Source organism: Vibrio lentus, from assembly GCF_030409755.1.
GTDB lineage: Bacteria > Pseudomonadota > Gammaproteobacteria > Enterobacterales > Vibrionaceae > Vibrio > Vibrio lentus.
The window spans coordinates 2,931,261-2,950,761 of record NZ_JAUFQE010000002.1 but is presented as its reverse complement, the minus strand read 5'-3'; the positions used below and the strand labels follow the sequence as shown (position 1 = coordinate 2,950,761).

The window sequence follows — 19,501 nt, the reverse complement described above, 5'->3', positions numbered from 1 at the left end:
CCTTAATTAAAAGGAACGCTCAACAAGTGAAGCTCTTTAACAATTTAAACCTATCAATCTGTGTGGGCACTCGTTGATGAATATCAAAACGTTATTATTTAGGTAGTAGCAGTTACTTCGGTAACAAAATGATTTCAATGAACTGAGTGACCAATACGTTTAACTACTTGTAGTTATTCGGCACAGTCAATTCATTACCATTCTGTTGGAATGGTAATAGCTTTAGAATTACATGTTCATTTTCGAATGAATATTAGTTTTGAAGTCAGTATTCGTTGAGTCACAAAATCTTAAATTGAAGAGTTTGATCATGGCTCAGATTGAACGCTGGCGGCAGGCCTAACACATGCAAGTCGAGCGGAAACGACACTAACAATCCTTCGGGTGCGTTAATGGGCGTCGAGCGGCGGACGGGTGAGTAATGCCTAGGAAATTGCCTTGATGTGGGGGATAACCATTGGAAACGATGGCTAATACCGCATAATGCCTACGGGCCAAAGAGGGGGATCTTCGGACCTCTCGCGTCAAGATATGCCTAGGTGGGATTAGCTAGTTGGTGAGGTAATGGCTCACCAAGGCGACGATCCCTAGCTGGTCTGAGAGGATGATCAGCCACACTGGAACTGAGACACGGTCCAGACTCCTACGGGAGGCAGCAGTGGGGAATATTGCACAATGGGCGAAAGCCTGATGCAGCCATGCCGCGTGTATGAAGAAGGCCTTCGGGTTGTAAAGTACTTTCAGTTGTGAGGAAGGGTGTGTAGTTAATAGCTGCACATCTTGACGTTAGCAACAGAAGAAGCACCGGCTAACTCCGTGCCAGCAGCCGCGGTAATACGGAGGGTGCGAGCGTTAATCGGAATTACTGGGCGTAAAGCGCATGCAGGTGGTTCATTAAGTCAGATGTGAAAGCCCGGGGCTCAACCTCGGAACTGCATTTGAAACTGGTGAACTAGAGTGCTGTAGAGGGGGGTAGAATTTCAGGTGTAGCGGTGAAATGCGTAGAGATCTGAAGGAATACCAGTGGCGAAGGCGGCCCCCTGGACAGACACTGACACTCAGATGCGAAAGCGTGGGGAGCAAACAGGATTAGATACCCTGGTAGTCCACGCCGTAAACGATGTCTACTTGGAGGTTGTGGCCTTGAGCCGTGGCTTTCGGAGCTAACGCGTTAAGTAGACCGCCTGGGGAGTACGGTCGCAAGATTAAAACTCAAATGAATTGACGGGGGCCCGCACAAGCGGTGGAGCATGTGGTTTAATTCGATGCAACGCGAAGAACCTTACCTACTCTTGACATCCAGAGAAGCCAGCGGAGACGCAGGTGTGCCTTCGGGAGCTCTGAGACAGGTGCTGCATGGCTGTCGTCAGCTCGTGTTGTGAAATGTTGGGTTAAGTCCCGCAACGAGCGCAACCCTTATCCTTGTTTGCCAGCGAGTAATGTCGGGAACTCCAGGGAGACTGCCGGTGATAAACCGGAGGAAGGTGGGGACGACGTCAAGTCATCATGGCCCTTACGAGTAGGGCTACACACGTGCTACAATGGCGCATACAGAGGGCAGCAAGCTAGCGATAGTGAGCGAATCCCAAAAAGTGCGTCGTAGTCCGGATTGGAGTCTGCAACTCGACTCCATGAAGTCGGAATCGCTAGTAATCGTGAATCAGAATGTCACGGTGAATACGTTCCCGGGCCTTGTACACACCGCCCGTCACACCATGGGAGTGGGCTGCAAAAGAAGTGGGTAGTTTAACCTTTCGGGGAGGACGCTCACCACTTTGTGGTTCATGACTGGGGTGAAGTCGTAACAAGGTAGCCCTAGGGGAACCTGGGGCTGGATCACCTCCTTATACGAAGATACTTACGATGAGTGTCCACACAGATTGATGGTTTAGATTTAGTTAAAGCCAGAGCTTTAATTAATAACGTAAGTTATTGATTAAAGCTTTTTGCTTTATGCTCTTTAACAATTTGGAAAGCTGACTGATTGATTTACTTACGAGTAATTCAATCAAATTTAAAAGTTCTCAATGTTTATCTTTATTGATAAACACAACAAACACATTCAAGTGTCTTGTATTCGAATCAAACGTTAGTTTGATTCACAATTGAGTCCGGCAAACAGTTATCAAGAATTAACCCTTCTTGATGACAACCAAAAACCTTGGTTAGTTGCCATACACTAAGACCCTTTCGGGTTGTATGGTTAAGTGACTAAGCGTACACGGTGGATGCCTTGGCAGTCAGAGGCGATGAAAGACGTAATAACTTGCGATAAGCCCAGATTAGGTAGTAATAACCTTTTGAGTCTGGGATTTCTGAATGGGGAAACCCACGTGCATAAGCACGTATCCTGTTGTGAATACATAGCAACAGGAGGCAAACCGGGGGAACTGAAACATCTAAGTACCCCGAGGAAGAGAAATCAACCGAGATTCCGAAAGTAGCGGCGAGCGAAATTGGATTAGCCCTTAAGCTTTTAATGATGCAGGTGAAGAGTCTGGAAAGTCTCGCAATAAAGGGTGATAGCCCCGTAACCGACACATCATAATCAGTGAAATCGAGTAGGGCGGGACACGTGATATCCTGTCTGAATATGGGGGGACCATCCTCCAAGGCTAAATACTACTGACTGACCGATAGTGAACCAGTACCGTGAGGGAAAGGCGAAAAGAACCCCTGTGAGGGGAGTGAAATAGAACCTGAAACCGTGTACGTACAAGCAGTAGGAGCACCTTCGTGGTGTGACTGCGTACCTTTTGTATAATGGGTCAGCGACTTAATTTTAGTAGCAAGGTTAACCGTTTAGGGGAGCCGTAGGGAAACCGAGTCTTAACTGGGCGTACAGTTGCTAGGATTAGACCCGAAACCAGGTGATCTAGCCATGGGCAGGTTGAAGGTTGAGTAACATCAACTGGAGGACCGAACCGACTAATGTTGAAAAATTAGCGGATGACTTGTGGCTAGGGGTGAAAGGCCAATCAAACCTGGAGATAGCTGGTTCTCCCCGAAAGCTATTTAGGTAGCGCCTCGGACGAATACTACTGGGGGTAGAGCACTGTTAAGGCTAGGGGGTCATCCCGACTTACCAACCCTTTGCAAACTCCGAATACCAGTAAGTACTATCCGGGAGACACACGGCGGGTGCTAACGTCCGTCGTGGAGAGGGAAACAACCCAGACCGCCAGCTAAGGTCCCAAAGTATAGCTAAGTGGGAAACGATGTGGGAAGGCTCAGACAGCCAGGATGTTGGCTTAGAAGCAGCCATCATTTAAAGAAAGCGTAATAGCTCACTGGTCGAGTCGGCCTGCGCGGAAGATGTAACGGGGCTAAGCTATACACCGAAGCTGCGGCTACGTACCTTAGGGTATGTGGGGTAGGGGAGCGTTCTGTAAGCCGTTGAAGGTGTGCTGTAAGGCATGCTGGAGGTATCAGAAGTGCGAATGCTGACATGAGTAACGATAAAGGGAGTGAAAAACTCCCTCGCCGGAAGACCAAGGGTTCCTGTCCAACGTTAATCGGGGCAGGGTAAGTCGACTCCTAAGGCGAGGCCGAAAGGCGTAGTCGATGGGAAACGGGTTAATATTCCCGTACTTCTTACAATTGCGATGGGGGGACGGAGAAGGCTAGGTGGGCCTGGCGACGGTTGTCCAGGTTCAAGTACGTAGGCGGAAAGTTTAGGTAAATCCGGACTTTCTTAACGCTGAGATACGATGTCGAGCTACTACGGTAGTGAAGTCATTGATGCCATGCTTCCAGGAAAAGCCTCTAAGCTTCAGATTGTAAGGAATCGTACCCCAAACCGACACAGGTGGTCGGGTAGAGAATACCAAGGCGCTTGAGAGAACTCGGGTGAAGGAACTAGGCAAAATGGTACCGTAACTTCGGGAGAAGGTACGCTCTTATCAGTGAAGTCCCTTGCGGATGGAGCAGACGAGAGTCGCAGATACCAGGTGGCTGCAACTGTTTATTAAAAACACAGCACTGTGCAAAATCGTAAGATGACGTATACGGTGTGACGCCTGCCCGGTGCCGGAAGGTTAATTGATGGGGTTAGACTTCGGTCGAAGCTCTTGATCGAAGCCCCGGTAAACGGCGGCCGTAACTATAACGGTCCTAAGGTAGCGAAATTCCTTGTCGGGTAAGTTCCGACCTGCACGAATGGCGTAATGATGGCCACGCTGTCTCCACCCGAGACTCAGTGAAATTGAAATCGCTGTGAAGATGCAGTGTACCCGCGGCTAGACGGAAAGACCCCGTGAACCTTTACTACAGCTTGGCACTGAACATTGAACCTACATGTGTAGGATAGGTGGGAGACTTTGAAACCGCGTCGCTAGATGTGGTGGAGTCGTCCTTGAAATACCACCCTTGTAGTTTTGATGTTCTAACGTTGGTCCCTGAATCGGGATTACGGACAGTGCCTGGTGGGTAGTTTGACTGGGGCGGTCTCCTCCCAAAGAGTAACGGAGGAGCACGAAGGTGGGCTAAACACGGTTGGACATCGTGTGGTTAGTGCAATGGCATAAGCCCGCTTGACTGCGAGAATGACAATTCGAGCAGGTGCGAAAGCAGGTCATAGTGATCCGGTGGTTCTGAATGGAAGGGCCATCGCTCAACGGATAAAAGGTACTCCGGGGATAACAGGCTGATACCGCCCAAGAGTTCATATCGACGGCGGTGTTTGGCACCTCGATGTCGGCTCATCACATCCTGGGGCTGAAGTCGGTCCCAAGGGTATGGCTGTTCGCCATTTAAAGTGGTACGCGAGCTGGGTTTAGAACGTCGTGAGACAGTTCGGTCCCTATCTGCCGTGGGCGTTGGAAAATTGAAAGGGGCTGCTCCTAGTACGAGAGGACCGGAGTGGACGAACCTCTGGTGTTCGGGTTGTCATGCCAATGGCATTGCCCGGTAGCTAAGTTCGGAATCGATAACCGCTGAAAGCATCTAAGCGGGAAGCGAGCCTTGAGATGAGTTTTCCCTGGCGCTATAAGCGTCCTAAAGGGTTGTCGTAGACTACGACGTTGATAGGCAGGGTGTGTAAGTGCTGCGAGGCATTGAGCTAACCTGTACTAATTGCCCGTGAGGCTTAACCATACAACACCCAAGGGGTTTTGTGGACTCAAAGACAGACCTTGAATGAGTTTGAAGAGATACTTTTAAATCAGTTTTCCGAATTTTAAAATTTGCTTGGCGACCATAGCATTGTGGACCCACCTGATTCCATGCCGAACTCAGAAGTGAAACACAATAGCGCCGATGGTAGTGTGGGGTTTCCCCATGTGAGAGTAGGACATCGCCAGGCTTTAATTTCGACTTTGTCTATTTAATAGACAAGTCACCATAGAGTTCTAAGTTTTCTTAGTATTTTATGTTGACTTTCAAAGTGGAAAGCGTATTATACGCGTCCTGCTTACGTGCTAAGGCACTGAAAGCAAAGCTCTTTAACAATTTAAACCTATCAATCTGTGTGGGCACTCGTTGATGAATATCAAAACGTTATTACTTAGGTAATGACAGTTACTTCGGTAACAAACTTGATTTCAATGAACTGAGTGACCAATACGTTTAACTACTTGTAGTTATTCGGCACAGTCAATTCATTACCATTCTGTTGGAATGGTAATAGCTTTAAAATTACATAGTAGTTTTGAAGTCAGTATTCGTTGAGTCACAAAATCTTAAATTGAAGAGTTTGATCATGGCTCAGATTGAACGCTGGCGGCAGGCCTAACACATGCAAGTCGAGCGGAAACGACACTAACAATCCTTCGGGTGCGTTAATGGGCGTCGAGCGGCGGACGGGTGAGTAATGCCTAGGAAATTGCCTTGATGTGGGGGATAACCATTGGAAACGATGGCTAATACCGCATAATGCCTACGGGCCAAAGAGGGGGATCTTCGGACCTCTCGCGTCAAGATATGCCTAGGTGGGATTAGCTAGTTGGTGAGGTAATGGCTCACCAAGGCGACGATCCCTAGCTGGTCTGAGAGGATGATCAGCCACACTGGAACTGAGACACGGTCCAGACTCCTACGGGAGGCAGCAGTGGGGAATATTGCACAATGGGCGAAAGCCTGATGCAGCCATGCCGCGTGTATGAAGAAGGCCTTCGGGTTGTAAAGTACTTTCAGTTGTGAGGAAGGGTGTGTAGTTAATAGCTGCGCATCTTGACGTTAGCAACAGAAGAAGCACCGGCTAACTCCGTGCCAGCAGCCGCGGTAATACGGAGGGTGCGAGCGTTAATCGGAATTACTGGGCGTAAAGCGCATGCAGGTGGTTCATTAAGTCAGATGTGAAAGCCCGGGGCTCAACCTCGGAACTGCATTTGAAACTGGTGAACTAGAGTGCTGTAGAGGGGGGTAGAATTTCAGGTGTAGCGGTGAAATGCGTAGAGATCTGAAGGAATACCAGTGGCGAAGGCGGCCCCCTGGACAGACACTGACACTCAGATGCGAAAGCGTGGGGAGCAAACAGGATTAGATACCCTGGTAGTCCACGCCGTAAACGATGTCTACTTGGAGGTTGTGGCCTTGAGCCGTGGCTTTCGGAGCTAACGCGTTAAGTAGACCGCCTGGGGAGTACGGTCGCAAGATTAAAACTCAAATGAATTGACGGGGGCCCGCACAAGCGGTGGAGCATGTGGTTTAATTCGATGCAACGCGAAGAACCTTACCTACTCTTGACATCCAGAGAAGCCAGCGGAGACGCAGGTGTGCCTTCGGGAGCTCTGAGACAGGTGCTGCATGGCTGTCGTCAGCTCGTGTTGTGAAATGTTGGGTTAAGTCCCGCAACGAGCGCAACCCTTATCCTTGTTTGCCAGCGAGTAATGTCGGGAACTCCAGGGAGACTGCCGGTGATAAACCGGAGGAAGGTGGGGACGACGTCAAGTCATCATGGCCCTTACGAGTAGGGCTACACACGTGCTACAATGGCGCATACAGAGGGCAGCAAGCTAGCGATAGTGAGCGAATCCCAAAAAGTGCGTCGTAGTCCGGATTGGAGTCTGCAACTCGACTCCATGAAGTCGGAATCGCTAGTAATCGTGAATCAGAATGTCACGGTGAATACGTTCCCGGGCCTTGTACACACCGCCCGTCACACCATGGGAGTGGGCTGCAAAAGAAGTGGGTAGTTTAACCTTTCGGGGAGGACGCTCACCACTTTGTGGTTCATGACTGGGGTGAAGTCGTAACAAGGTAGCCCTAGGGGAACCTGGGGCTGGATCACCTCCTTATACGAAGATACCACGATGAGTGTCCACACAGATTGATTAGGTTTAGAAAGTAAAAGAGACGATATTGGGTCTGTAGCTCAGCTGGTTAGAGCGCTCGCCTGATAAGCGGGAGGTCGGTGGTTCGAGTCCACTCAGACCCACCAATATCGACTAGATACCTAGATGGGGCTATAGCTCAGCTGGGAGAGCGCCTGCCTTGCACGCAGGAGGTCTGCGGTTCGATCCCGCATAGCTCCACCATCTTTAAGGGTTTTTCCTTAAGAATCTTTAAAAATGGTTTCGAAAGAAATCAAGCTCTTTAACAATTTGGAAAGCTGACTGATTGATTACTTACGAGTAATTCAATCAAATTTAAAAGTTCTCAATGTTTATCTTTCATTAGATAAACACAACAAACACATTCAAGTGTCTTGTATTCGAATCAATGTTTACATTGATTCACAATTGAGTCCGGCAAACAGTTATCAAGAATTAACCCTTCTTGATGACAACCAAAAACCTTGGTTAGTTGCCATACATTAAGACCCTTTCGGGTTGTATGGTTAAGTGACTAAGCGTACACGGTGGATGCCTTGGCAGTCAGAGGCGATGAAAGACGTAATAACTTGCGATAAGCCCAGATTAGGTAGTAATAACCTTTTGAGTCTGGGATTTCTGAATGGGGAAACCCACGTGCATAAGCACGTATCCTGTTGTGAATACATAGCAACAGGAGGCAAACCGGGGGAACTGAAACATCTAAGTACCCCGAGGAAGAGAAATCAACCGAGATTCCGAAAGTAGCGGCGAGCGAAATTGGATTAGCCCTTAAGCTTTTAATGATGCAGGTGAAGAGTCTGGAAAGTCTCGCAATAAAGGGTGATAGCCCCGTAACCGACACATCATAATCAGTGAAATCGAGTAGGGCGGGACACGTGATATCCTGTCTGAATATGGGGGGACCATCCTCCAAGGCTAAATACTACTGACTGACCGATAGTGAACCAGTACCGTGAGGGAAAGGCGAAAAGAACCCCTGTGAGGGGAGTGAAATAGAACCTGAAACCGTGTACGTACAAGCAGTAGGAGCACCTTCGTGGTGTGACTGCGTACCTTTTGTATAATGGGTCAGCGACTTAATTTTAGTAGCAAGGTTAACCGTTTAGGGGAGCCGTAGGGAAACCGAGTCTTAACTGGGCGTACAGTTGCTAGGATTAGACCCGAAACCAGGTGATCTAGCCATGGGCAGGTTGAAGGTTGAGTAACATCAACTGGAGGACCGAACCGACTAATGTTGAAAAATTAGCGGATGACTTGTGGCTAGGGGTGAAAGGCCAATCAAACCTGGAGATAGCTGGTTCTCCCCGAAAGCTATTTAGGTAGCGCCTCGGACGAATACTACTGGGGGTAGAGCACTGTTAAGGCTAGGGGGTCATCCCGACTTACCAACCCTTTGCAAACTCCGAATACCAGTAAGTACTATCCGGGAGACACACGGCGGGTGCTAACGTCCGTCGTGGAGAGGGAAACAACCCAGACCGCCAGCTAAGGTCCCAAAGTATAGCTAAGTGGGAAACGATGTGGGAAGGCTCAGACAGCCAGGATGTTGGCTTAGAAGCAGCCATCATTTAAAGAAAGCGTAATAGCTCACTGGTCGAGTCGGCCTGCGCGGAAGATGTAACGGGGCTAAGCTATACACCGAAGCTGCGGCTACGTACCTTAGGGTATGTGGGGTAGGGGAGCGTTCTGTAAGCCGTTGAAGGTGGTCTGTAAGGGCTGCTGGAGGTATCAGAAGTGCGAATGCTGACATGAGTAACGATAAAGGGAGTGAAAAACTCCCTCGCCGGAAGACCAAGGGTTCCTGTCCAACGTTAATCGGGGCAGGGTAAGTCGACTCCTAAGGCGAGGCCGAAAGGCGTAGTCGATGGGAAACGGGTTAATATTCCCGTACTTCTTACAATTGCGATGGGGGGACGGAGAAGGCTAGGTGGGCCTGGCGACGGTTGTCCAGGTTCAAGTATGTAGGCGGAAAGTTTAGGTAAATCCGGACTTTCATTAACGCTGAGATACGATGTCGAGCTACTACGGTAGTGAAGTCATTGATGCCATGCTTCCAGGAAAAGCCTCTAAGCTTCAGATTGTAAGGAATCGTACCCCAAACCGACACAGGTGGTCGGGTAGAGAATACCAAGGCGCTTGAGAGAACTCGGGTGAAGGAACTAGGCAAAATGGTACCGTAACTTCGGGAGAAGGTACGCTCTTATCAGTGAAGTCCCTTGCGGATGGAGCAGACGAGAGTCGCAGATACCAGGTGGCTGCAACTGTTTATTAAAAACACAGCACTGTGCAAAATCGTAAGATGACGTATACGGTGTGACGCCTGCCCGGTGCCGGAAGGTTAATTGATGGGGTTAGACTTCGGTCGAAGCTCTTGATCGAAGCCCCGGTAAACGGCGGCCGTAACTATAACGGTCCTAAGGTAGCGAAATTCCTTGTCGGGTAAGTTCCGACCTGCACGAATGGCGTAATGATGGCCACGCTGTCTCCACCCGAGACTCAGTGAAATTGAAATCGCTGTGAAGATGCAGTGTACCCGCGGCTAGACGGAAAGACCCCGTGAACCTTTACTACAGCTTGGCACTGAACATTGAACCTACATGTGTAGGATAGGTGGGAGACTATGAAACCGCGTCGCTAGATGTGGTGGAGTCGTCCTTGAAATACCACCCTTGTAGTTTTGATGTTCTAACGTTGGTCCCTGAATCGGGATTACGGACAGTGCCTGGTGGGTAGTTTGACTGGGGCGGTCTCCTCCCAAAGAGTAACGGAGGAGCACGAAGGTGGGCTAAACACGGTTGGACATCGTGTGGTTAGTGCAATGGCATAAGCCCGCTTGACTGCGAGAATGACAATTCGAGCAGGTGCGAAAGCAGGTCATAGTGATCCGGTGGTTCTGAATGGAAGGGCCATCGCTCAACGGATAAAAGGTACTCCGGGGATAACAGGCTGATACCGCCCAAGAGTTCATATCGACGGCGGTGTTTGGCACCTCGATGTCGGCTCATCACATCCTGGGGCTGAAGTCGGTCCCAAGGGTATGGCTGTTCGCCATTTAAAGTGGTACGCGAGCTGGGTTTAGAACGTCGTGAGACAGTTCGGTCCCTATCTGCCGTGGGCGTTGGAAAATTGAAAGGGGCTGCTCCTAGTACGAGAGGACCGGAGTGGACGAACCTCTGGTGTTCGGGTTGTCATGCCAATGGCATTGCCCGGTAGCTAAGTTCGGAATCGATAACCGCTGAAAGCATCTAAGCGGGAAGCGAGCCTTGAGATGAGTTTTCCCTGGCACTATAAGTGTCCTAAAGGGTTGTCGTAGACTACGACGTTGATAGGCAGGGTGTGTAAGTGCTGCGAGGCATTGAGCTAACCTGTACTAATTGCCCGTGAGGCTTAACCATACAACACCCAAGGGGTTTTGTGGACTCAAAGAAAGACCAGACCTTGAATGAGTTTGAAGAGATACTTTTAAATCCAGTTTTCCGAATTTTAAAATTTGCTTGGCGACCATAGCATTGTGGACCCACCTGATTCCATGCCGAACTCAGAAGTGAAACACAATAGCGCCGATGGTAGTGTGGGGTTTCCCCATGTGAGAGTAGGACATCGCCAGGCTTTAAATTAAATCTTTAGGTTGACCGACCTGGAGATATGGACGCTCACTTAGTGAGTTGACCACTGCGGAGTGGTAGTTCAGTTGGTTAGAATACCGGCCTGTCACGCCGGGGGTCGCGGGTTCGAGTCCCGTCCACTCCGCCACTTATTAGAGAAGCCCTGCTAGAAATAGCGGGGCTTTTTTACATTTGAAGAAAAGAGTTTTGCTTGTAGATTGTATGAGTGCTGTAAAGGCAGACCCTACACTTCACGCTATTCCGGCACATATTAGAAAGCCTAGTCTGACGACTAGGCTTTCGTCGTTTCTGAGATGTGAGTTTTAGCTCTTAGTTACTACAAGCCCCTGAGTTTATTATTCGCCTCCGACTTTTGTTGAAGCGTTTTTCGTTGCTCACGAACTCTGATATTCCAACACTTATTATAAAAGTCCTGCTCTTTCTAGAAGCGCTTGATTACGTTAGTTGATATTTGTAGGCTATCGATTCAATGATTAACCTTTAGAGAATGTCTTAGTGAGGTTTACTTCCTATTAATTTGAACTGGTTGATAAAGATGTCTCGTCTTTAGTCACAAGGTTTTGCTGGTTCGGCAACTCTTGCTATATCTCTATTGCTTAATAGATGAACCTATTAAGCAGTTACGTGAAGCCCCGGCTTTAGCGTTTTATAGTTGGAATATTGATGGCCATTTAATTGCTAATTCAGTGTGATATAACGCGGCTTTCGGTCTGTTGGTGAATATCTTTAAATGTCTCCTCTCAAAGTAAGCTCCTTTTACTCTTCAGCTTAGAGGCGTCACTTTTCTTTATGACTCCTCTCGAGCGTCTTCTTAGAGCTTGTTTATAAAAATCGTAAAACTACATACAGACACAATTAAAGTAGTTCTCCGTGTGTTTGAGGGGCTTCATTGCGTAATTTAATGGTTAGTTGGTTTGGTGGCGTGGCGTTGGACGGGCAGGGTTCGATGAGTTTGGTTTATAGGTGTTGTAGAAGTTATCTAGGGGCAAGTAACAGATACAAAAAAGCCGATGCTAGACATCGGCTTAGTTTGAGTCGTTTTGAATTACGCTGGTTGAACGAGAGCGAGTGCCTTACGAGAAACTTCGTGAGCTGCTTTCGTTAGGTTCTGCTTCTCTAGTGCATCAGATAGGTATCCGTAATCTGATACGTTTGAGCGAAGTGCTAGTGCTTTTTCAAAGTGACTTTGCGCTTCTGCCCACTTCTGTTCTCTTAGATAGAACTGAGCCAATGCGCTGTGTGCTTCGGCATTACTACCATCTTTATTGATAGCACGCTCTAGCATCACAACTACTGGGTGGTGATCGGCAAGATTTAGCTCAGGAAGCAACATGTAGAGCTCATTTGAACCACTCTTCGCAATGTTTTCTTTAATCACTGTGAAGGCTTCTGAATCAGCTTTACGAGCGATCAGTTGCTTCACAAAACAGGAAACAAGGTGAGAGCTTTGTTTCTGCTTTCTTGAAAGCTTGTTCCAATGGCTGATTAAACCTTCGCTACCTTGCTGCTGTGCCACATCGTGAAGCAAACCACATTGTGCTTTCTGTTCCAGCTCAACTTGTTCATCAGGTGTAAGAAGCTTGTTCTTAGCCAGCTTAGGCGTTAGCTCTAACAATGGCTGCCAAAGTTTAAGCTGCACGTAAGTGGCTTTTAGCAGGCCAAGTACAGCGGTGTTATTCGGGTACGAGCCTTTCAATGTTGAAAGTGTATCGAATGCGGCTTCGTAGTTCGACTCACTGATCTGTTGTTTTGCTTTCGTTAGCTCAACGGCCAATAGAGAGTCCTCTTGTTGGCTAGCAAGCTCGATGTACTTATCACGCTCACTTGTATTGCCTTGTTCGTGAGCAGCTTGAGAAGCGACTAAATAACAAAGTAGCGGCATGTCGTGGTGGTTAGCCCAACGAGTTACTTTCTTCTCTGCGCTTTTCCAGTCACCTTCAAGAAGTTTGATGATGCCTTCATTGGTATAACGACGAGAGCGCTTTAGTTTACGAACACTGAACCAGTTCCAAGTTGTCGAGCTTGCGTACATAAGCTTTTTAAATAGGAACTCTAAGCCGAATAGAGCCGCTAGAAGAGCAATGACAAAGATAACCAGTGTTGTCACGCTCATCTCAATGGTCTTATTCGCAATTGAGATCAGAACGTAGCCTTGTTGACCAGAGAACTGAGTACCAACAATTAACCCAGCACCTAGAACGAGAAAAAGAAAAATCCAACGAATCATTATTTTTCCTCCGTGGTCATAACGGTGACTTCACGACGTAGGCGTTCACGTATCACGTCTGATAACTCATTTTGAGACTCAAGTTTCACAGGGTATTTCACAGAAATATTCTGCTCGCTCAGCTGCTTAATTGCCTTCTCAAACTCAATCACTGAGTTGTTATCTTGGTTTAGGTATGACTTCGACCACTCGTTAGCTGTTTGCAGTGCTGCACTGTAGATATCGCCTTGCTCTTTGTAGACTGCGCGAATGGCTGTCTCTAGTTTGCCTTTGATATTTTCACGTAGGTAGAAGTGCTGCTCTGGTGATAGTAGAGGAATGACTTCTCCATCACGACTGCGAAAGGTGATGAAGTTTTCTGAGAAATCTTTCATCGACGTCATCAGGTTGTTCTGCCAATCATTGATGTCTTGCGATACGGCTTTTTTCTCAACAACCGCAGCTTCTGGAAGAATCGCATTGGCAAGCGGTAGAGTATCGACTTGTTTTTGTAGGCTTGTGATACGAAGAACTAAGCCATCACGGTCGATCAGAGGGATAGTGCGAAGCTTAGTAATATCATTGGTCATTGATTGACGAAGAGAGACCAAGCTTGGGTCATTCAGTGCGGCGATACGTTGATCGGCGCTTTCCATTAGTTTGGTGGCACTAACGGCATCATGCTCTAGGAACAGTTTACGACCAGCAAGTTTCACAAGGTAATCAGCTTCAGCAAGCAACCAGTCATTTGGACGGCGACCTTTAACGTCAGCAACTGCTAGCTGTAGGCTTTGAATGCTCTTCTGTTGCTGAGATTGCACGACTTGAGTCTTCTCCACCGCATGTGATGCTTCTTGGATGGTCTCTTGCTTGATGGTTTGTAAGTCTTTATTTACTGCAGATTGAGTATTTTGCAGTTGTGCTTGAAGAGCTGCGATCTGAGCTGAGTACTCAGCGCTCTTTTGCTGCATTTGAAACGCGATGCCGCCACTGAAAATAATAGAAATAGCGATCGCAATAGCGCCTAGTTTGACACCGCGCTTACCTTGCTTTTCCGCTTTTTCTATTTGCTCTTTATGTTCGGCTTGAGGCTGTTCATTTTGAGCGATATTTGACGCAGAGGCATCAAGTTTTTGTTCAGGTTGTTTTGTCTCTGTAGATTCAGCTTTTTCGTTTTCAACAACTACTGGCTGAGTGTCTTGTTTCTGTTCAGGTTCAATATGCTCATTATTTTTTTTGCTTGTCATGCTTATTTCCTGTTTCTAGCTAAGGCTGGAGAGCAGCCAGTAATATTTGGTTCGTAGCACTTTGAGTATTGGTCACGCTAGAGAATCCGAGTTGTTGTGCTCGATCTGCTATGCGCTGGCTTGGGACAAATAGTTGTCTTGTTGAAAGCCAAGCCAAATACTCATCAGGGGTAATTGAGCAGAGATACTCCAATTGCTCCTGACTAGTGATGACAACTTTGGACGTGTTTTTGTTTATCCATGTTTGATAGGTATTGTGGTCGCTAATGGGAATATATTCTCTACGATAGGTCTCACAATAAGAGACTTGTGCACCTCGAGTGAGTAAAGAATCTCGAATGAGCTCACGCCCACCATTGCCACGCAGTATCAAAATGGATTTATTATCTACGCCATTAAGTTCAGTAAGTTTAAGAAGATGTTCACTATCACTAACTTGGGGATAGTTTACTTTTTGTTTACAGACTTTGCTCAAAACGTGCGCAGTTTTTTGACCAACGCCAAGATAAAGCGGCGAAGTAGGCCAAATAGATGAAGTTTTCGAAAGGATGCTTTGGGCAGCGGTCACGGCATGGTGACTGACTGCAATAATAATATCGCTGTTATTAAGCTGGGTGCTTAGATCCACTGAGTCTGGATTATCAACGATACGAATAAGCGGATGATGGATTGCTTGAATCCCTTCATCCGCTAGTTGTTGGCAAAGCGATTGTCCCTCTGAACCGGGACGAGTCACCAACACTGTCATAGTTATTCTTGGTCTGCGTATAGCTTGGTTAAGATTTCTCTCGCACCGTCATCCAACAGTTGATTCGCTAGAGTAACGCCAAGCGCTTCAGCATCTTTACGAGAGCCAGAGATCTCGCCGCGAACCATTTTAGAACCGTCTGGTTCACCGACAAGTGCACGCAGCCAGATGTTGTCGCCGTCTAATAGTGAGTAGCTACCAATAGGCACCTGACAACCACCTTCCAGAGTTAGGTTCATTGCACGTTCGCATAGCACGCGATCGGCTGTGTCTTTGTGGTTCAGTGGCTCAAGAAGTTTGATTAAGCGTTCATCATCAAGACGACATTCAATACCAACAGCGCCTTGGCCTACAGCTGGTAGAGATTGTTCTGGTTCGATAAAGCTGCGGATCCGTTCTTCTAGTTCCAAACGCTTAAGACCAGCAGCTGCCAGTACGATCGCATCGTATTGACCGTCATCGAGCTTACCTAAACGAGTACCTACATTGCCGCGTAGTTCTTTGATGATTAAATCAGGGCGGTATTCTAGTAACTGACATTGGCGACGTAGGCTACATGTACCCACGACAGCACCTTGTGGTAGCTCATCGATGTTGTTGTAAGTGTTTGATACGAATGCATCACGAGGATCTTCGCGCTCACAAATAGTTACCAGGCCTAGACCTTCAGGAAAGTCGACTGGCACATCTTTCATTGAGTGAACTGCGAGGTCAGCACGACCTTCTAGCATTGCCACTTCGAGTTCTTTAACGAACAGCCCTTTACCACCCACTTTAGCAAGCGGAGTATCAAGGATGATGTCACCTTTGGTCACCATAGTTACCAACTCAACCTCTAAACCAGGGTGAGCAGCTTGAAGTGCATCCCTTACAAAGTATGCCTGCCAAAGGGCAAGAGGGCTTTTTCTGGTAGCGATACGGATTGGTGTTGAATTTGTCATGGTGTTTCCGATATAGGTTCTGTAATAGCCTAATCCTAACATTGTGAGGAGAAAATTCTTACTGTTTGATCATTCCATGCTTTGATAGCTGAGAGATTTTCATGAGTTCACCAAAATAGTGTGATTAGTATCTCATTTGAAACATGGGCTATTATTAGAAATAGTCAATAAAGAGGACACTACGGCGCCGTGAGTTTAACTTTCTGTCATCAAGGGATTGGCCAGTATGACAGCTTCCTTTACTTTACCAATAAGGGTAAAAGTGTTAAATTGATCACGTTTTGTTGCTGCTTTCGTTCAGTAACTAAACAGAAGTGCATTTAATCTCAAACCAAGGACTTACCTTGCAGGCTTACACTCAGACTTTGATTCAACGGTTAGACAATCTAAATCAGCAGCGCATTGATCGTGCGTTGGCGTTGATGAATGTCCAAGGTCAGCGAGTTTTCAACCTTATCCCCGCACTACTTCATTTCAATCATCCAATGATGCCCGGTTACTATGACCAACAAGTTCCTTTTGGAATTCGTAGCTTCACGCTTAATGAATTCCAAAAGCAATTTGTGTCTGATACCGAATTAACGCTTGGTGGAAAACTCACTGAGGCTGCTGAACCGGCAATCCTTGGCTTGTACACCATGGGTAGCACCTCTTCTATTGGCCAAAGCACCTCAAGTGATCTTGATATCTGGGTATGTGTTTCTCCAGATATGGATGGCGCATCGCGCGATAGCCTGACCAACAAATGTCTGCTTATTACTGATTGGGCGGAAACCTTAGGGGTTGAGGCAAATTTCTTCTTGATGGATGAACAGCGTTTTCGCTCGAATCATTCTGAAGAGATGACCGGTGATAACTGCGGTTCTTCACAGCACTTGTTGTTGCTTGATGAGTTTTATCGCTCAGCGGTTCGCTTGGCTGGCCAACGTTTGCTATGGCAAATCATTCCTCCTGAGATGGAAGAGTGTTATGACCAATACGTTCAAGGCTTATGTCAGGATGGTTATCTTGATTGTTCGCAGTGGATCGATTTCGGCAAGCTGAATCGCATTCCTGCTGAAGAATACTTTGGTTCAAACCTATGGCAACTTTATAAGAGTATCGACTCACCGTATAAATCGGTGTTGAAGGCGATCCTGTTAGAAGCGTATTCATGGGAATACCCAAATACCCAACTGCTGAGCATTGATACTAAACGTCGCTTCTTTGCGGATGAACCTGATCTGTATGGTATGGATAGCTACTATCTGATGCTAGAGAAGGTAACGCGCTATCTAGAACGTATTAACGACCACACTCGTTTGGATCTGGTGAGACGTTGTTTCTACCTTAAGACTCATGAGAAGTTGTCGCGTGAAGCGGGCATTGGTTCTGTGGCATGGCGTCGTGAAGCCTTAACCGAGATGACTAAATCTTGGAACTGGGGACAAGAAACCATTGCCGAGCTCGACAACCGCCGTAATTGGAAGGTTGAGCAGGTTAAAGTGGTGCACCATGCATTGCTTGATGCTTTGATGCTGAGCTACCGTAATCTGATTCAGTTTGCACGTCGCAATGACATCACTTCAGCTATCAGTCCACAAGATATCAGCATTTTGGCTCGTAAGCTTTATGCTGCATTTGAGGTCTTGCCGGGTAAAGTGACCTTATTGAATCCTCAAATCTCTCCGGATCTGCATGAACCGGACTTGAGCTTCATCGAAGTTCGTCAAGGTCAGGCAAATAAGCCAGGTTGGTATCTATATAAACAACCATTAATTGCTCACCGTATTCTTGGTCAACCATCTCTTGAGCACCATGAGTACTTGAGTAAATTGGTGGCTTGGTCATTCTTTAATGGTTTGATTACTGAATCGACGCGTTTGCACTCTGTGGTTCGCGATGCTCATATTGATATCGATAAGTTCTATCAAATGGTGAGTGACCTTCGTAATACTTTCTCGTTGCGTAAGCGCCGCCCAAGCATGCAAGCATTGGCGAGCCCATGTGAAATTAGCCAACTGGCGATGTTCATCAACTTTGAAAATGACCCGACTTCTGAATTAAGTGGCCGTGCATTGAAGGTTGATCTTAAGAACGCCGATATCTTCAGTTTTGGTGAAGAAGGTAAGAGTTTAGTCGGCAGTGTCGATCTGGTTTATCGTAACTCTTGGCATGAAGTACGTACGCTTCATTTCCAAGGTGATACCGCGATGCTGGACGCGCTTAAGACGGTACTGGGTAAAATGCACCAAGATGCCTTACCGCCTGAGTCGGTCGATGTGTTCTGTTACAGCAAAAACCTACGCGGTGTTATGCGTAACATGGTGTACCAACTGCTTGCCGAGTGTATCGACTTACGATTGAAACCGATTGAACCAGAGAAACGTCGCCGCTTTAAAGCTATTCGTTTAGCCAATAAGATGTTTGGTCTGTTCTTTGAACGACGTGGTGTTTCGGTACAGATGTTGGAAAACTCGGTCGATTTCTACCGTAGTATCTCAACCAACAAGCTTAAGGGCTCACCTCTACTGATGCTTGATAAAGAGCAAGAGTATCAGTTGCCAGATGTAGTTGATGGCTTTGCGAGTGAAGGGTTAATTCAATTTTTCTTCGAAGATACTGACAAAGGCTTCAATATCTATGTATTGGACGAGTCGAATCAAGTTGAGGTGTATCACCAGTACAGCGGTGAAAAAGATGAGATGATCGCGAGTGTGAATTCTTTCTACACGTCGGTAAAAGATGAGTCGAAGATGTCGTCTAAGTTGATTAACTTTAATCTGCCTCAGTACTACCAAATTGTTCATCCAGAAGAGGGCAACTCTTACGTTGTACCTTATCGTAACGATGCGACTTTAGCTTCTCGGAGCTCAAAAATAGTCAACATCTAGTCTTACTAAGACTGATTGATATTAAAAAAGGAGTGATTGATTCACTCCTTTTTAGTTTTGCTTACAAAAGATTAGACCCAATCGATCGCTTCATCTGCGTGCTTCGAGCATTCTTCTTTAACCATCTCAAACAATTCCATGCCTGTCTTAGAACATGTCCACTTGTCGTCGATTAGCTTGAAGTGAAAACCACCAGATTTCGACGCTAACCAGATTTCTTTCATTGGTTCTTGGCGGTTGATAATGATCTGGCTGCGGTTCTCAAACTCCAGCGTCATTACGTTACCAGTCACTTCGTAATCAATATCTGCCTCTGATTCATCGATAGCTTCTTCGATGTTTTGCATCTGTATATCGACCAGTTGATGAAATTCAGTCTCGTTCATCCTTTCTATCCTATTGCTTTTCCTGAGTGTGGTGCGATTATAGGGGGCATTGAGTTAATAATCACGATATGCAAAATGAAAAAATTAATTACCGCTCTGTTTATGGTGTCCGTTATTGGACTTTCTGGTTGTGGTCAAACGGGTCCTTTGTACGATCCTGATGAAGTTCAGCAGACTGAACAATCACAATAAGTGAAAAC

7 protein-coding genes, 3 tRNA genes and 6 rRNA genes are annotated in these 19,501 nt (G+C 46.9%); 11 read left to right on the top strand and 5 right to left on the bottom strand.

The annotated features are described in order from the left end of the window. Nucleotides 1-292: 292 nt before the first annotated feature. The 9 genes from QWZ07_RS21780 (at nt 293) to QWZ07_RS21740 (ending at nt 11,027) form a co-directional block, all read left to right on the top strand. Nucleotides 293-1,847: ribosomal RNA gene (locus QWZ07_RS21780) — 16S ribosomal RNA — on the top strand. Nucleotides 1,848-2,201: 354 nt separating this feature from the next. Then, nucleotides 2,202-5,094, top strand: a 23S ribosomal RNA gene (locus tag QWZ07_RS21775). A 92-nt stretch (nt 5,095-5,186) separates the two neighbouring features. Further along, nucleotides 5,187-5,302: ribosomal RNA gene (rrf, locus tag QWZ07_RS21770) — 5S ribosomal RNA — on the top strand. A gap of 378 nt (nt 5,303-5,680) precedes the next feature. Then, nucleotides 5,681-7,235: ribosomal RNA gene (locus QWZ07_RS21765) — 16S ribosomal RNA — on the top strand. 66 nt (nt 7,236-7,301) lie between these two features. Further along, a tRNA-Ile gene (locus tag QWZ07_RS21760) sits at nt 7,302-7,378 on the top strand. 21 nt (nt 7,379-7,399) lie between these two features. After that, a tRNA-Ala gene (locus QWZ07_RS21755) sits at nt 7,400-7,475 on the top strand. A gap of 300 nt (nt 7,476-7,775) precedes the next feature. Continuing rightward, nucleotides 7,776-10,669, top strand: a 23S ribosomal RNA gene (locus QWZ07_RS21750). A gap of 98 nt (nt 10,670-10,767) precedes the next feature. Then, nucleotides 10,768-10,883 (top strand): 5S ribosomal RNA (rrf, locus tag QWZ07_RS21745). The 16S, 23S and 5S rRNA genes sit together here with 3 tRNA genes alongside, the layout of an rRNA operon. Before the next feature lie 67 nt (nt 10,884-10,950). Continuing rightward, nucleotides 10,951-11,027 (top strand) — tRNA-Asp (locus tag QWZ07_RS21740). A gap of 918 nt (nt 11,028-11,945) precedes the next feature. On the opposite strand, the gene QWZ07_RS21735 is transcribed toward QWZ07_RS21740, so the two are convergent. The 4 genes from QWZ07_RS21735 to hemC are packed head-to-tail and all read right to left on the bottom strand — an operon-like array spanning nt 11,946 to nt 16,042. Continuing rightward, complete coding sequence (locus QWZ07_RS21735) at nt 11,946-13,127, bottom strand: heme biosynthesis protein HemY (RefSeq protein ID WP_192853983.1); 1,182 nt, start codon at nt 13,125-13,127, stop codon at nt 11,946-11,948. Beyond that, on the bottom strand, nt 13,127-14,353 hold the full coding sequence (locus QWZ07_RS21730; protein WP_192853982.1) for a uroporphyrinogen-III C-methyltransferase: 1,227 nt from the start codon (nt 14,351-14,353) through the stop codon (nt 13,127-13,129). The genes QWZ07_RS21735 and QWZ07_RS21730 overlap by 1 nt, the downstream gene beginning before the upstream one ends. A 19-nt stretch (nt 14,354-14,372) precedes the next feature. Continuing rightward, nucleotides 14,373-15,101, bottom strand: coding sequence for a uroporphyrinogen-III synthase (locus QWZ07_RS21725; protein ID WP_192853981.1), 729 nt, complete (start codon nt 15,099-15,101; stop codon nt 14,373-14,375). A 2-nt stretch (nt 15,102-15,103) separates the two neighbouring features. After that, nucleotides 15,104-16,042: a hydroxymethylbilane synthase gene (hemC, locus tag QWZ07_RS21720; protein ID WP_192853980.1), complete on the bottom strand. Its 939-nt coding sequence runs from the start codon at nt 16,040-16,042 to the stop codon at nt 15,104-15,106. Nucleotides 16,043-16,386: 344 nt separating this feature from the next. Between hemC and QWZ07_RS21715 the strand changes: the two genes are divergently transcribed. Then, complete coding sequence (locus QWZ07_RS21715; RefSeq protein WP_017104753.1) at nt 16,387-18,915, top strand: class I adenylate cyclase; 2,529 nt, start codon at nt 16,387-16,389, stop codon at nt 18,913-18,915. A 71-nt stretch (nt 18,916-18,986) separates the two neighbouring features. Here QWZ07_RS21715 and cyaY read toward each other — a convergent pair whose 3' ends face one another. After that, the gene (cyaY, locus tag QWZ07_RS21710) at nt 18,987-19,301 is read right to left on the bottom strand and encodes an iron donor protein CyaY (RefSeq protein WP_065104290.1); all 315 of its coding nucleotides are present in this window, start codon (nt 19,299-19,301) and stop codon (nt 18,987-18,989) included. 75 nt (nt 19,302-19,376) lie between these two features. On the opposite strand from cyaY, the gene lptM reads away from it, so the two are divergent. Next, nucleotides 19,377-19,493, top strand: coding sequence for an LPS translocon maturation chaperone LptM (gene lptM / locus QWZ07_RS26515; protein WP_407829960.1), 117 nt, complete (start codon nt 19,377-19,379; stop codon nt 19,491-19,493). Nucleotides 19,494-19,501: the final 8 nt, after the last annotated feature.